The organism is Candidatus Tisiphia endosymbiont of Dioctria linearis (genome assembly GCF_964026545.1).
Classification (GTDB): domain Bacteria; phylum Pseudomonadota; class Alphaproteobacteria; order Rickettsiales; family Rickettsiaceae; genus Tisiphia.
The window spans coordinates 582,386-596,690 of sequence record NZ_OZ032156.1 but is presented as its reverse complement, the minus strand read 5'-3'; the positions used below and the strand labels follow the sequence as shown (position 1 = coordinate 596,690).

The following is a 14,305-nucleotide window of genomic DNA, read 5'->3' as shown; positions in this document are numbered from 1 at the left end:
TATGGTAAAGGTGAATAAAGGTTCGACTACAGCAATTGCTAAGTCTCTTAGAGTGAGTCCAAGAAAATTGAATTTGGTTGCAACTTCTATTAGGAATATGAAAGTATCGGAAGCTATGGTTCAGCTTACCTTTTCCCCGAAAAGAATTGCTCAAGATGTAAAAAAATGTTTACAGTCTGCTGTTGCTAATGCTGAGAATAACTTTGGTCTAGATATTGATGCGTTATTTGTTACTTCTGCAACGGTAGGTAAGGCATTGGTAATGAAAAGAATTATGCCAAGAGCTAAAGGAAGAGCAGCAAGGATTAATAAATTTTTTAGTAATTTATATATTACAGTTACTGAAGTTGAGGGGAAGTAAAATATGGGGCAAAAAGTTAATCCGCATGGCTTTAGAGTTGGTCCAACATTAATTAAAGGTTGGGACTCGGTGTTATATGCTGAAAAGCAGTATAAAGTTCTTTTTATTCAAGATTTAGAGGTTAGAAATCTGATTAATAAAAACTATATGCAAGCACAAGTTAGTAGAGTATTAATAGAAAGACCTTCTAATAAAAGTGTTATAATTAATATTTTTGCTAAAAAGCCTGGTGTTATTATAGGTAAAAGTGGTAACGACATTGATAAATTAAAAAAACATGTCCAGAAAATTACTGGTTTAGAAGAAATATATATTAACATACATGAAGTAAAGAAACCTAATATAGACGCTGGTATTATTGCTCAAACGATTGCTGTGCAGCTTGAAAAAAGAGTGTCTTTTAGAAAAGCTATGAAAACCGCTATCCAAGCTTGCTTTAAGCAAGGGGGGTTAGGTATAAAAGTGGCTTGTTCTGGTCGTTTGGCTGGAGCTGAAATAGCAAGAACAGAGTGGTATAGAGAAGGTAGAGTGCCTTTGCATACTTTGAGAGCTGATATTGACTATGCAACTGCTGAAGCTATGACAACTTATGGAGTTATAGGTATAAAGGTTTGGGTCTATAGGGGTGATCATGTGGAAAATAGAAAGAAACATAATTAATTTTGAAGTAAGATAATGTTAGCTCCAAAAAAACAAAAATTTAGAAAAGCCCATAAGGGGAGGGTCTCCTCAAAGGCAAAATCTGGTACCATGCTAGCTTTTGGTTCTTTTGGCTTGAAATCGTTAGATGGTTTAAGGGTTACTGCAAGGCAAATAGAGGCAGCAAGAAAGGCAGCTGTTCGTTGTATGAAAAGACAGGGGAGGTTATGGATTAAAATTTTTCCTGATTTACCTGTATCAAAAAAGCCTGCAGAAGTTAGAATGGGTAAAGGGAAAGGCTCTACTGAATTTTTTGCAGTAAGGGTATCGCCTGGCAGAATTATGTTTGAAGTTGAAGGGGTTACAGATGATGTAGCTACTAGGGCACTTGAGCTTGCCAGTGCCAAATTGCCTGTAAGAACAAGGATAGTGAGGCGTTATGAGTAATTTGGGGCTATCAGCAAAGGAGTTAGTTGGGCAAACTATGGAAGAACTTCACAAAAAGAGAATTTTGTTTAAAAAAGAGCTTTTTAATCTAAGGTTTCAAAGGACGTTAGGTGAACTAGAAAATACGAGTAGGTTTTCTTTTGTAAAAAAAACAATAGCTCGTATTAATACAGAGCTAACTATAAGATCAAAAACTGGAGAATAGAAAAATGCCGAGAAGAGTGTTGCAGGGCGTTGTTGTGAGTTCAAAAACCGATAAAACTATTACAGTTAAAGTGGAACGTAGGTTTAAGCATCCTATGTATAAAAAAATTGTAAAAGTTTCTAAGAAATACGCTGCTCATGATCCAGAAAATATGTATAAGGATGGTGATAAAGTTAGTATAGTTGAAAGTCGCCCTATATCTAAGACTAAGTCTTGGGTGGTGTTAGGGGATGTTAATGTATCACTTTAATGATAGATTTTACCGTGCAGTTTTTTGTCTGTTGCGGTTTTTTCTTAGTAGAAATGTTGTAAACCTACTTATTAGAAACTATACTAAAATGATTTGAAGAATTGCTTTTTGGAAATATCAAGGACTCGCATATTCACGTATCTCATGTACGTTGTGTGTGTTCACTTCTCATTTTCAAATCCAATTTTCCAGATCATTTAAGTATATTCTGGTACAAGTTGGAGAATGATGAGTTTTATTCTTTGACTTTGTTATTTAGGTTGTTTATTTTGTTGCGTTATTAAATTCTCAAGTGGAAGTAAGTTATGATTCAGATGCAGAGCATCTTAGATGTTGCGGATAACTCTGGTGCTAAAAAAATTATGTGTATCAAAGTGCTTGGTGGTTCACATCACATGATAGCAGCCCTTGGGGATGTTATTGTAGTATCTATAAAAGAGGCGTTGCCAAGCGGAAAAGTAAAAAAAGGTGACGTACATAGAGCTCTAATTGTTAGAACAAAAAAGGGTGTTAGAAGGGCAGATGGTAGTACAATTAAGTTTGATTCCAATGCAGCAGTGCTTTTAAATAAGCAGGGAGATCCAATAGGTACGAGGGTTTTTGGTCCTGTAACTAGAGAATTAAGGGCAAAAAAATTCGTTAAGATTATGTCGCTGGCAGAGGAGGTGTTGTAATGGTTAAGTTAAAAATCAAGAAAGGTGATGAAGTTATTGTTATCACCGGAAAAAATAAGGGAAAAAAGGGTAAAGTGTTAAAAGTTTTCCCAGAACAGAATAGAGCCATTGTTTCAGGGGTAAATATTGCTCGCAAGCATGTTAAGCCAAGTAAAACAAGTGAAGGTGGCATAGTGTCAAAGGAATTATCAATACATATATCCAATGTTGCTCATGTAGACCCTAAGACAGGTACTGGTACAAAAATTGCTTTTAAATTTCTAGATGATGGTTCTAAAGTAAGAGTAGCTAAGAAGTCTGGTGAAATTATCAGTAAGGAAGGTAAGTAATGTTGTTCAGGTTTAAAGATTTATACGGTAAAGAGATTATCCCAAGCTTACAAAAAAAGTTTGCCTATGATAATAAACATCAGATACCTAAGGTTATAAAAATTGTTGTTAATATGGGAGTTGGTGAAACGGTTGCTGATTCTAAGATAATTAATCATGCTGTTAATGATCTAACTTTAATTTCAGGGCAAAAGCCTTTGGTAACTGAGGCAAAGAAGTCTATTGCTACTTTTAAACTTCGTGAAGGTATGAAAGTTGGTTGCAAAGTTACTTTGCGTAAAGATAGAATGTATGATTTTCTCGAAAGGCTAGTACTTGTTGCTCTACCACGTATAAAAGAGTTTAGAGGCTTTTCAAGTAAAAGTTTTGATGGTAGAGGTAATTTTACTTTTGGTATAAAAGAACAGATTGTTTTTCCAGAGATTAATTACGATAAGATAGATGTAATTCGTGGTATGGATATCACGATTGTTACAAGTGCTACGAATAATGAAGAAGGTAAATTATTACTTTCAGGCTTTAATTTGCCTTTTTATAATTAATTTTTGAAGAAAGAAGATGGCTAAAGTAAGTTCTATAAAAAAGAATAATAGAAGAAGAAAGATGGCACAAAGTTTGTATAATAAGCGTGCTAAGTTAAAAGACAAGATTTACGACAAAACTTTATCTTTAGAAGAGAGATTTTCGCTAGTGATGATTCTGGCTAAGTTACCTAGGAATTCAGCTATGAGTAGAGTTCGAAATAGGTGTGAACTGACTGGGCGTCCAAGAGGAGTGTATAGTAAATTTGGTTTATCACGAAATAAGCTGAGAGAGCTTGGTAGTAAAGGATTGGTTCCTGGTTTAATTAAAGCAAGTTGGTAAAATAATAGGTTTATCGTATGTCAATGACAGATAATATAGCAGATATGTTGACTAGAATTAGAAATGGTCAAAAAAGTAAATTGATGAGTATATCTCTACCTTCTTCAAAAATAAAATGTGCCATTTTGGATGTTTTAAAAAAAGAAGGTTATATCAAAGAATATGTAGTTGTTAAGAATGATAATATAAGTCACATTGAGGTGGATTTAAAATATTCTGTTAATGGAAAACCTGCTATATGTGAAATAAATAGAGTTTCAAAACCAGGTAAGAGGATTTATTCTTCCATTGATAAATTAAAAGGATATTATAACAATATGGGTATTTATATTCTTTCTACTTCTAGAGGCGTGTTATCTGATAGAGAAGCACATAGCCAAAAGATTGGCGGTGAAGTAATTTGTAAAGTGTTTTAAGGTATAAAAATGTCACGTGTTGGAAAATTGCCAGTCCCTATACCTGAAGGGGTAAAAGTTGAGCTTGATGGGTTGAAAGTCAATGTTGTCGGTCCTAAGGGAGAATTATCAAAGACTTTTGCAGGGAGTATAGCAATTTCATTGCAAGATAATCAGCTTGTTGTTAAACCATTAGCAGAGACTAAAAGTGCTAGGTCTATGTGGGGTACGGCACGAAGTATAATAAATGGTATGATGAAAGGTGTTAGTGAAGGTTTTACAGAAGAGTTGGAAGTAAATGGTGTTGGTTATAAGGCTTTGGTAAAGGATAAATATTTAAACTTGATGCTTGCTAAAAGTCATAATACTAAAATAGAAATACCTCAAAATATAAAAGTTACCGCTCCTAAACAAAATCAGATTATATTAGAAAGTGTTGATAAAGAAAAATTGGGGCAGTTTATCTCAATTATTATAAAACAGAGACCGCCTGAGCCATATAAGGGCAAAGGTATTAAGCGTAAAGGTCAATATGTTCAAAGGAAAGAAGGGAAGAAAAACTAAAATTTAAGAGTTAATATGCGTAGTTCAAAATTAAAGTTTGATATAAGAAAGGCTAGAGTAAGGTCTAAAATATCAAAGGTATCAAACAGAATCAGGTTGTCTATTTTTAAATCTGGAAAGCATATATATGCACAAGTTATAGATGATAAACAGTCAATAACTATTGCTTCTGCTTCAACCTTGGATAAAGAAATTAGACAGTTAAAAAAATCCAACTGTAATGTTGGTATAGCCACAAAAGTAGGTGAGTTGATAGGGGAAAGAGCCTCGCTTAAAGGAGTACAAGAAGTTGTATTTGATAAGGGTGGTTATAAATATCATGGTGTTGTTAAGGCATTGGCTGATGCAGCAAGAAAAAAAATGAATTTCTAATTTTAGGTTTAAGAAATGGCTAAAGCTAAAAAAAATATGGGTGAAGCATTAACCGAAACTTTGGTGGATGTAAACAGAGTTACTAAAGTAGTAAAAGGTGGAAGAAAATTCTCTTTTTCTGCTTGTATTGTAGCTGGTGACAAATCCGGTAAGGTCGGTTATGGTCATGGTAAGGCGAAAGAGGTAACAGAGGCTAGAGCTAAGGCTACCCAAGAAGCAAGGAAAGATATGATTAGGGTTCCTCTTTATCAGAGTAGAACCATTCACCATGATGTTATTGGTAAAAGTGGAGCAGCAAAAGTCATTTTAAGAAGAGCCAAGGCGGGTACTGGCGTTATTGCTGGTGGTGCTATGAGGGCTATTTTTGATTCTTTAGGAGTTCATGATATTGTTGCTAAATCTTTAGGGTCTAGTAATGTATATGCAATGATTGCTGCGACTTTTGATGCGTTATCTCAACTTTCTTCTCCCAAGAATATTGCTGAAAGGAGAGGGAAGAACTTAAATGAGATATCGACTCAGTCTATAAAAGGGCAACAAGAAGTAATATCAGAATAATTTGAGCTATATTCTTTAGGGGGCTGATAAAAAGATATCGCCATTGTGAAAGACCAGTGAAATCTGGGATGAGGCGAATCAAACTGGGCTATTAGTGAGGAGTCACTTAGAGTGAGTTATTTTAGTGGCAGGAAGCATTAGACCTCCTGCGAAACTCTATGCCTAAAGTAATAGGTGAGCGGTGAGTGATGACGTCACCAATTTTCCATCAATTGACTATAGCTATAGTTTCTTGTTAAAGTAATGTTATAAGTAATAATTGGGTTGTAGAAATCTATGAATAGTGATAAAGAAAAAATGAATGATGCAAAAGTTAAAGTTACCCAAATTGGTAGTATTATAGGTCGTAAATATGATCAAGAAGAAACCTTGATAGGCTTGGGTTTAAATAAAATGCATAAATCTGTTATTTTAAAAGATACAAGCTCTATTAGAGGGATGATCAGAAAGGTACAACATTTATTAAAAGTAGAAAATATAAATTAGAGTTTATAAAATGAAGTTAAATGAGTTATCTAACAATTTTGGTGCCAAGAGAGATAAAAAAAGGGTAGGACGCGGTATTGGGTGCGGTAAAGGCAAAACATGCGGTAGAGGTGTTAAGGGTCAAAAATCTAGATCTGGTGTAGCTATCAAGGGTTTTGAAGGCGGGCAGATGCCAATGATTAAAAGATTGCCAAAGAGAGGGTTTAATTGTCCTAGTTCTAAGAAATATAATGTAGTGAATATTGCTGATATAGAATTTTTAATATCAGAAAGTCATTTGAATTCAACGGAAGTTATCACAAAAGATAAGTTAGTTGAAGTAGGGTTAATTAAGAATAGTAAGTTGTTGGTTAAATTATTATCTGTTAGCAGCAGTGAATTTAATAGTCCCTTATCGTTTCAATTAGATGCTTATTCGGCATCTGCTAAAAAGATAATTGAGCAAGTTGGTGGTCAAATATTGTAATTTATGAGCTTAAAATCCACACAAAAATCTAATAAAGACTTAGCTAATAGAGTTATTTTTACTATTCTAGCTCTTATAATATGTAGATTTGGTTCATTTATTCCTATAGCGGGTATTGATTCGGTTGCGTTGAGCAGTGTGGCTGAACAAAATCAATCTGGTTTACTTGGTATGTTTAACATGCTATCTGGTGGTTCTTTAAGTAGGATGTCTATTTTTGCTTTAGCCATTATGCCATATATAACTGCATCAATTGTTATTCAATTGATGTCAATAATTTATAAGCCGTTAGAGAATTTAAAAAAAGAAGGTGAGGCTGGTAAAAGAAAAATCAATCAGTTATCTAGATATTTAACTGTTTTATTAGCTTCTTTTCAGGCGTATGGTGTGGCAATAAGTTTGGAACATGTTGTAACTAATGTTGGACCTGTAGTGATTATACCTGGGCTTTTTTTCAAGGTTACTACTGTTATCACCTTAGTTGTAGGTACTATGTTCTTAATGTGGCTTGGTGAACAGATTACTGGTAGAGGTATTGGTAATGGCTCCTCATTGATTATATTTATAGGTATAGTATCTGGAGTACCAAGTGCTATTATAAGTATGTTTGAGTTGTCAAGAAGTGGAGGATTGTCTCCTATCGTGGTGATGGCTATTTGTTTAGGAGTTATTTTAATTATAGCCATGATAGTTTTCTTTGAGAAGGCTCAAAGGAAAGTTTTGGTACAATATCCAAAAAGACAGGTTGGTAATAAGATTTATGGTGGTGATTCAACTCATATGCCCCTTAAGCTTAATACTGCTGGGGTAATACCGCCAATATTTGCTAGTACAATTTTATTGTTTCCGGTAACAATAGCTAATTTTTCTAGCAATAATTCGGAAATTATGAATTTAGTAACTTTCCATTTAGGGCATGGAAAACCTCTATATATTTTGCTGTATGTTGCATTGATAATGTTTTTTAGCTTTTTTTATACAGCAATAGTTTTTAATTCAGAAGAAACAGCAAATAATTTGAGGAAATATGGGGCATATATTCCTGGAAAAAGACCTGGTAAAAATACTTCGGAATATTTTGATTATTTGCTAACTAGATTAACTGTCATAGGTGGTATATATCTAAGTTTTATATGTATAGTTCCTGAAATGTTAATGAATAAATATTCTGTATCTTTTTCTTTAGGGGGAACAAGTTTTTTAATTGTTGTTAATGTTGTTCTAGATACATTTGCCCAAATTCAAACTCATTTATTTAGCAGTAGATATGAGGGGTTAATAAAAAAAATGAAATTAAAAAACTAGGTTGTAGTTATTAGCTATACTTAGGTGAATATTCTAGAATTTTTGTAGCTAATTTTTAAAATAATGTGTTTTTATAGCTTAGTGGTAAGTATATATTATGTTAATATGGGTTTAAAGTGATTATAGTGCTTATAGGACCTCCTGGTTCAGGGAAGGGAACTCAAGGAAAGTTATTAGCAGAAAAGTTAAACTTACCTCATGTGTCTACTGGTGATATATTTAGACAAATGACAGAGGTAAATAACGAAGAGGGGCTGTTAATTCAAGAATATATGGCACAAGGAAAACTTGTCCCTCATAAATTGGTAAATAATGTAGTTAAAAAGTTTTTAACTCGAGAGATATATAAAAATGGTTATGTTCTAGATGGTTATCCTCGTAATTTGGAGCAAGCTAGCTTTCTTAGAGAATTTGCTAATCAAAAGATTAAAGTGGTATTTTTTGAGATAGACGATCAGGTGATTATTAAAAGGATTCTAGGTAGATTTAGTTGTGCAAATTGTAAACAAATTTATAATAGTTATTTTATTAAGCCTAAGGTTGATGATGTTTGTGATGTTTGTGGATCAGATAAATTTATTCACCGGCAATATGATGATGAACAGACTATTAAACATAGAATAGAAGAATATAAGATAGAAACTTATCCATTACTTAGCTATTATAGAGATAATAGTGATTTCTATGTTGTTGATGCGAGTAAGGATAAGCAAGAAGTAGAATGCGTTTTAGATAAAATGTTAGAAATTATTTGACTTTAAGGGATATTTTTATATTATTCCTTTTTGGTTGTTATCAAAATTTTGGAGATTATTTGTGGCAAGAATAGCGGGTGTTAACATTCCAGCAAACAAAAGATTAGTAGTGAGTTTAACATATATTTATGGGCTTGGTTTTTCTGCTGCAGAAAAGATTTGTCAAAAAACTGGAATATCTGAAAGTAAAAGGGTTAAAGAGTTAACTGATCAAGAATTAATTATTTTACGTAATATTATTGAAAAAGAATATAGAGTAGAAGGTGATTTAAGAAGAGAAGTAACTCTTAACATCAAGAAGAAAAAAGATATTAGAAGTTACCAAGGTCTCAGGCATATAAGAAAGTTGCCTGTGCGAGGACAAAATACTCATTCTAATGCTAGAACAAGAAAAGGCAAAGCTGTTGCAATTGCCGGTAAGAAAAAAGTTACAAAGTAATATGGTATAATAATGAGTCAGGCTAATACTAAGATCAAGAAAAAAAGAAAAAATATCACTCTTGGTGTTGTTCATATAAAAACAACTTTTAATAATACTATTGTGACTTTTACAGATGTGCAAGGCAATGCTATAGCGTTCTCAACAGCCGGTACACATGGTTTTAAAGGGGCTAGAAAAGCTACTCCTTATGCCGCTCAAATAACTGTTGATAAAGCCTCAGAAGCAGCAAAAGAGCATGGTCTTAAAACTGTTTCAATTAGAGTGCAAGGGGCAGGGGCACAAAGAGAATCGGCTATGCGGGCAGTGTTTAGTCAAAATTTTATAGTTACCTCAATTTTGGATGTTTCAGCCATTGCTCATAACGGTGTTAGATCGCCAAAGAGAAGAAGAGTATAGAGAGATAGGTAGTAAATAATGTTATCATTAAATAAAAACTGGAACTCACTGATCAAGCCTTCGAAGATCGTGTATGACAGTCCTGATAAGAATGCTAATATAGTAAAGATTGTAGTTGAGCCTTTAGAGAGAGGGTTTGGTTTAACAGTAGGTAATGCTATGAGGAGGATTTTGCTTTCTTCTCTTCAGGGTGCTGCAATAACTTCGATAAAGATACCAGGGGTGGTGCATGAATTTTCTGCTATACCTGGTGTTAAAGAAGATTTAGTTGATGTAGTTTTAAATCTTAAGTCCTTAGCCATTAAGATGCATTCTTCCGAAAAAAAGATTGTAAGATTAAGTGCTACTGGTCCTTGCGTGGTAACTGCCGGTATGATTGGAGCAGGTCATGATGTAGAGATATTAACTCCTAATCATATGATTTGTACCTTGGCAAAAGGAGTTCAACTTGAAATGGAACTAGTGTGTGAGACGGGAAAAGGTTATGTTCCTGCTGTGAGTAATGTTGATTCAGAATCAGCTATTGGGGTAATCCCAATAGATGCATTATTTAGTCCTGTAAGGAAGGTTACCTATAAAGTTGATAATACACGTGTTGGTCAAGTTACAGATTATGACAAGCTAATTATGACCGTTGAAACTAATGGTAGTATCTCTCCTGAGATGGCTATAGCCCTTGCTGCTAGGATTTTGCAAGATCAGTTACAATTATTTATTACATTTGAAGAGCAAGTAGAAGATAAACAAGATAAATTGGAAGAATTATCATTTAATCCAGCCTTGTTGAAAAAAGTTGAGGAATTAGAATTATCTGTCAGATCTCAAAATTGTTTGAAAAATGATAATATAATTTATATAGGAGATCTTGTTATCAAGACAGAAGGAGAAATGCTGAGAACTCAAAATTTTGGTAGAAAATCTCTTAATGAGATCAAGGATATATTAGCCACTTTTGGCTTGAAATTTGGTATGGACGTAGCAGGCTGGCCTCCAGAAAATATTCAGGATATATCTAAGCGTTACGAAGATCCATATTAATTTAAGGTAACAATATGCGACATAAAATTAAGGGTAGAAAACTCAACAGAACAAGTAGTCATAGGCAGGCGATGTTTGCTAATATGGCTGTGGCACTTGTGATGAATGAGCAAATAAAGACAACTTTACCTAAAGCTAAAGAGCTTAGACCATATATTGAGGTGCTAGTAACTAAAGCTAAGAAATCTGATTTAGCAACTAGAAGAATGGTACTTGCTAAAATCAAAGATAAAGTGGCAACTGAAAAACTTATTAGCGTTTTAGGTAAAAGATATAGTGAACGTCCAGGTGGATATACTAGGATAATAAAGGCTGGTTCTCGCTATGGCGATATGGCACCACTGGCTTATATTGAGTTCGTTGATAGAGATGTAAATAGTAAAGGCTGTATGACTCCACAAGCAGAAAGTCATAATCATGAAGAACAAAATTAATGAATCTGTAGGAAAATAATAAATATGGCTAATCATTCATCAGCAAAAAAGGCAATAAGACAAACAATCAAAAAAACTTTAATAAATAAGAATAGATCGAGTAGAATTAAAACATATTTAAAAAAAGTTTTGCAAGAAGTTGCTAGCGGTTCAAAAGAATCGGCCAGATTAGCGTTGATTGTTGCGCAATCTGAAATAATGAAAGGCGTAACAAAGAATATTATCAAGTTAAATACCGCCTCACGTAAAATCAGTAAATTATCTCAAAAAATTAAAAACATGAATTAGCCTCTATAGTTTCAAACCGATTAGCAGCACTTCGTCTATTAGTGAGGAAGACCATAGGTCGACGAAGCAATCTATCAATACTACAGTTGTAAATTAATTTATGCTGAGGAATTTGAAGTGGACACGACTTATCTTCCAGATGGAGAGGAGCAAAAATTATGCTACGAGACGGGATTAGTATGCGGCACAATGTCTAAAAAATTAAATTTTCTTTACTGACTATATGTTATCATTTGCAGATTTTGTCATTTGGGGCATTTTGAGATCAAATAAATTGAACAAATCTTGCTGAGACTGTGTTAATTTTGGTAATCTTGCAACGACGCAACCTTTTATATTGTAATATACATGAAAGAGATTATATCTCTGGAATCTGATAATATCAAACAAAAAATATCATTTACATGACTACAAATCCTATAACAAAATCCCTACAAACCTCTTTACCTTCACATTCTTAGCACTTTTCTATCTCTAAGATAAGACGATGACGTTTATAGTTTTACTCCTTATATTTTAACTCTACAGAATAAGGGGCAACCTTTGAAAATATTTTACCAATTATTGGTATTTTAGTGATAATGGTACTAGCAAAAAAGAAAGAAGGTATCACATTACCTTTAAGCTTTATTTGGTGTTTATTAGTATCAATTGTACCTTTCATGGTAAAATCAAAGAATGGTCCAGTAGCTGATGTATTAGCAATACTTACGGTATTACCTATATAACTAAAGCTACCTGTCATATTATTAAACAAGATATCCTTATTATTTAATATAAAACTCATAAAACCTGGAAACGAAACAAATGATACCATCCTAGTTAAAAAAGACATATCGGTAGTAACAAAACGTTTTATGTCAAATGTACCATCTAAGATTGGTATTATTTCACCCTTCTTAACCTCATGTCTTTTTGTATCAAGTGTTAGATTTATAATACCAGACTTCATGTTACTATACATGCCAATACCTCTAAATAAAGCTCCAGCATTATCACAGGTAACTATCCATTGTTCCATATCTTTTTTTTCTGTAAGTAGCATTTTAAAAGATCTAGTGCCAATTTTTGAATCTAAAGAACCAGAAAAGCATTTTATTTTATTACAATCAATTTGTAAATTAAGCTTATCAAGCATTATATTATTTTTTAACCTTACTTTATCTACATCAACTTTTAAATGAATGTTTTGTGGCTCTCCTTCTTTTTCTAAGAATTGCATCATATTAGACTTAGACAAATCTAGTTGTTTGCCCTGAATTTCAGCACTCAAGCTATCTTTACCTAAAAGTAACTTTCCTATCAGATCAGTAGTACCATAAGCAATAATCGGTAAAGTAACATCATATTTATCATCTTGTGTTGTAACCTTGCCAACTATTTTTAAGTTATTTTCTCCCGAAAGGGCAAAATTAATATCACCTTTTTGGTCATCATATAACTTACCAGTTAACACCAGTTTAGCTTCATTAGAAAGCTTTTTATGTATAGATATTTTATCAATATAAAATTCCAAATTTTTGAGATTAGCATTGGCTTTAATGAAGCCGGTATTAGATTGACCTCTGTTATTTTGTTGCTCTTTATATTCAAAATCTAGGATACTACTACCTGAAATTAACTTGAATATACCAAGTTTCTGGTTATTACCGACAATAGTAGTTTTTACTTTTAATAGATGCTGATAATCATCATGGTTATTATTATCAATATTATATTGATAGGTAAAATTACTGTCATAGTCATTAATTTTACCTGTACCTATTAAGTTTAGCTTATCACCATTAAATGTTCCGGTTATTTTTGCATTCTTTAGTATGATATTGTCACTAAATGCTTTAGCATTTACTCCAGTTATTATCGTAGAGATGTCATAGGTATTTTTTATAACTGGACTAATCGGTATTATTATGCCAATTTTTGAATTAGCGGTTCCAGTAATTTTTCTAAGGTCGATTCCTTGTTTTTTTACTTGGTTATAATCCTCATTTGAGATAAAATTAATTAGATCGATACTCGGTCCCTTAGCTATGGCACTAACGATAAAATTAGACTTATCCATCCCTTGCCACTCAAAGGTTATTACTCCATTGGAAATAAGGCTGTTACCGCTATATGCACGATTCAGTATAAACTTAACCGAGGCTCCAGATATAGTAATATCTATATCAATTTTTCTTAAAGATGGAAAATCTACATCGTATTTATATTCAAGGTCTACGACATGCAGCTTGGCTTTTACTAGAGCAATATTGTTTTCTAAAGAATTTTTATCAAAATTAACATCAAATTCTCCATTTCTGATATAACCATCTTTAATATATTCCTGTAAAAATAAAATTACTTGATTATCAGGGATAATTTTCTCAATAATTTGATAAATCATTATAGGAATATTTTCAACATTACCATTAGCTTGAATTATGCTACCATCCAAGATACTATTGAATGATAGATATGCTTGATCACCAAATGTTAACTTGCAATTGATTAACTTCTTCAAAGTTGTAGAAATTTTACTTTCATAAGAACAAAGCCCTTCCCCCTTAGGTAATTTCTTACCATAACTATCGAGTAGAGTAATATTTTTTATAGGACTTAGGTTTAACTGTGTTTCAATCTTATTTTCAAAAAAATCTACAATATACTTAGCAGATATTTTAGTATCTATTATAGGTTGATTATCTTTAGAAATTAAGGAAAAGCTATCTATATCAACAATACTAAGAAGCAATGGTTTGCTTCTTATATCATCAATAAAAAAACTGATTTTGAAATCGCTAATCTCACTTTTGGTGTTATGTGCTAAATCCATAAAGATTTTATCGATTGACAAAATGTTATTTCTTATTTGTAAATTACCAATTCGTATTTTCGTATTTTTTTTATCGAGGTAAAATTCTATTGCCATCTTAATAGGCTTATCTAAATACCCTTTACTCCCGCTTAATATTAATAAACTTAAAGTTACTACAACTATACAAACTATTACGCTTAGGCTGATGAAAAATCTTTTAATGAGCATCATTTTATTATT

23 protein-coding genes are annotated in these 14,305 nt (G+C 32.7%); 22 read left to right on the top strand and 1 reads right to left on the bottom strand.

Annotation, left to right across the window (positions count from 1 at the left end):
• Position 1 precedes the first annotated feature (1 nt).
• The 22 genes from rplV to rpsT all read left to right on the top strand — a co-directional run bounded on the left by rplV (position 2) and on the right by rpsT (position 11,268).
• Positions 2 to 361: a 50S ribosomal protein L22 gene (rplV, locus tag AAGD42_RS02910; protein WP_341753184.1), complete on the top strand. Its 360-nt coding sequence runs from the start codon at positions 2 to 4 to the stop codon at positions 359 to 361.
• Positions 362 to 364: 3 nt separating this feature from the next.
• Entirely contained in the window at positions 365 to 1,021 is a 657-nt protein-coding gene (gene rpsC, locus AAGD42_RS02905) for a 30S ribosomal protein S3 (RefSeq protein WP_341750562.1), read from the top strand.
• 15 nt (positions 1,022 to 1,036) lie between these two features.
• Positions 1,037 to 1,447: a 50S ribosomal protein L16 gene (gene rplP, locus AAGD42_RS02900; RefSeq protein ID WP_341750563.1), complete on the top strand. Its 411-nt coding sequence runs from the start codon at positions 1,037 to 1,039 to the stop codon at positions 1,445 to 1,447.
• Positions 1,440 to 1,652, top strand: coding sequence for a 50S ribosomal protein L29 (gene rpmC, locus AAGD42_RS02895; protein ID WP_341750564.1), 213 nt, complete (start codon positions 1,440 to 1,442; stop codon positions 1,650 to 1,652). Before rplP ends, rpmC begins: the two co-directional genes overlap by 8 nt.
• A 4-nt stretch (positions 1,653 to 1,656) precedes the next feature.
• Complete coding sequence (rpsQ, locus tag AAGD42_RS02890) at positions 1,657 to 1,902, top strand: 30S ribosomal protein S17 (protein ID WP_341753183.1); 246 nt, start codon at positions 1,657 to 1,659, stop codon at positions 1,900 to 1,902.
• 305 nt (positions 1,903 to 2,207) lie between these two features.
• Complete coding sequence (gene rplN, locus AAGD42_RS02885) at positions 2,208 to 2,576, top strand: 50S ribosomal protein L14 (protein ID WP_341753182.1); 369 nt, start codon at positions 2,208 to 2,210, stop codon at positions 2,574 to 2,576.
• Positions 2,576 to 2,905, top strand: coding sequence for a 50S ribosomal protein L24 (rplX, locus tag AAGD42_RS02880; protein ID WP_250310941.1), 330 nt, complete (start codon positions 2,576 to 2,578; stop codon positions 2,903 to 2,905). Before rplN ends, rplX begins: the two co-directional genes overlap by 1 nt.
• 2 nt (positions 2,906 to 2,907) lie before the next feature.
• Positions 2,908 to 3,447 (top strand): 50S ribosomal protein L5, encoded by a 540-nt coding sequence (gene rplE / locus AAGD42_RS02875; protein ID WP_341751007.1) that lies wholly within the window; start codon positions 2,908 to 2,910, stop codon positions 3,445 to 3,447.
• A gap of 16 nt (positions 3,448 to 3,463) precedes the next feature.
• Entirely contained in the window at positions 3,464 to 3,769 is a 306-nt protein-coding gene (gene rpsN / locus AAGD42_RS02870; RefSeq protein ID WP_341753181.1) for a 30S ribosomal protein S14, read from the top strand.
• A gap of 17 nt (positions 3,770 to 3,786) precedes the next feature.
• Positions 3,787 to 4,185, top strand: a complete 399-nt coding sequence (gene rpsH, locus AAGD42_RS02865) for a 30S ribosomal protein S8 (protein WP_341750568.1) — start codon at positions 3,787 to 3,789, stop codon at positions 4,183 to 4,185.
• A gap of 9 nt (positions 4,186 to 4,194) precedes the next feature.
• Positions 4,195 to 4,728, top strand: a complete 534-nt coding sequence (rplF, locus tag AAGD42_RS02860) for a 50S ribosomal protein L6 (protein WP_341750569.1) — start codon at positions 4,195 to 4,197, stop codon at positions 4,726 to 4,728.
• A gap of 15 nt (positions 4,729 to 4,743) precedes the next feature.
• Positions 4,744 to 5,100, top strand: a complete 357-nt coding sequence (rplR, locus tag AAGD42_RS02855; protein WP_341750570.1) for a 50S ribosomal protein L18 — start codon at positions 4,744 to 4,746, stop codon at positions 5,098 to 5,100.
• A 15-nt stretch (positions 5,101 to 5,115) separates the two neighbouring features.
• Positions 5,116 to 5,658: a 30S ribosomal protein S5 gene (gene rpsE, locus AAGD42_RS02850; RefSeq protein ID WP_094648902.1), complete on the top strand. Its 543-nt coding sequence runs from the start codon at positions 5,116 to 5,118 to the stop codon at positions 5,656 to 5,658.
• A 297-nt stretch (positions 5,659 to 5,955) separates the two neighbouring features.
• Positions 5,956 to 6,144, top strand: coding sequence for a 50S ribosomal protein L30 (gene rpmD / locus AAGD42_RS02845; RefSeq protein ID WP_410520958.1), 189 nt, complete (start codon positions 5,956 to 5,958; stop codon positions 6,142 to 6,144).
• Positions 6,145 to 6,154: 10 nt separating this feature from the next.
• Positions 6,155 to 6,610 carry a 50S ribosomal protein L15 gene (gene rplO, locus AAGD42_RS02840; protein ID WP_341753180.1) on the top strand — a complete coding sequence of 152 codons (456 nt, stop codon included), beginning with the start codon at positions 6,155 to 6,157 and terminating at the stop codon, positions 6,608 to 6,610.
• 3 nt (positions 6,611 to 6,613) lie between these two features.
• A complete protein-coding gene (gene secY / locus AAGD42_RS02835) occupies positions 6,614 to 7,915 on the top strand; it encodes a preprotein translocase subunit SecY (RefSeq protein WP_341753179.1) in 1,302 nt (433 codons plus the stop codon).
• Between the two features lie 116 nt (positions 7,916 to 8,031).
• Complete coding sequence (locus AAGD42_RS02830; RefSeq protein ID WP_341753178.1) at positions 8,032 to 8,670, top strand: adenylate kinase; 639 nt, start codon at positions 8,032 to 8,034, stop codon at positions 8,668 to 8,670.
• Positions 8,671 to 8,731: 61 nt separating this feature from the next.
• On the top strand, positions 8,732 to 9,109 hold the full coding sequence (gene rpsM, locus AAGD42_RS02825) for a 30S ribosomal protein S13 (RefSeq protein WP_341753177.1): 378 nt from the start codon (positions 8,732 to 8,734) through the stop codon (positions 9,107 to 9,109).
• A 12-nt stretch (positions 9,110 to 9,121) separates the two neighbouring features.
• Entirely contained in the window at positions 9,122 to 9,508 is a 387-nt protein-coding gene (gene rpsK, locus AAGD42_RS02820; protein WP_341753176.1) for a 30S ribosomal protein S11, read from the top strand.
• An 18-nt stretch (positions 9,509 to 9,526) separates the two neighbouring features.
• Positions 9,527 to 10,546 (top strand): DNA-directed RNA polymerase subunit alpha, encoded by a 1,020-nt coding sequence (locus AAGD42_RS02815; RefSeq protein WP_341750575.1) that lies wholly within the window; start codon positions 9,527 to 9,529, stop codon positions 10,544 to 10,546.
• Between the two features lie 14 nt (positions 10,547 to 10,560).
• Positions 10,561 to 10,980, top strand: a complete 420-nt coding sequence (gene rplQ / locus AAGD42_RS02810; RefSeq protein ID WP_094648910.1) for a 50S ribosomal protein L17 — start codon at positions 10,561 to 10,563, stop codon at positions 10,978 to 10,980.
• A 24-nt stretch (positions 10,981 to 11,004) separates the two neighbouring features.
• Complete coding sequence (gene rpsT / locus AAGD42_RS02805; RefSeq protein WP_341750577.1) at positions 11,005 to 11,268, top strand: 30S ribosomal protein S20; 264 nt, start codon at positions 11,005 to 11,007, stop codon at positions 11,266 to 11,268.
• 502 nt (positions 11,269 to 11,770) lie between these two features.
• Here rpsT and AAGD42_RS02800 read toward each other — a convergent pair.
• Entirely contained in the window at positions 11,771 to 14,296 is a 2,526-nt protein-coding gene (locus AAGD42_RS02800; RefSeq protein ID WP_341753175.1) for a DUF3971 domain-containing protein, read from the bottom strand.
• Between the last annotated feature and the right edge of the window lie 9 nt (positions 14,297 to 14,305).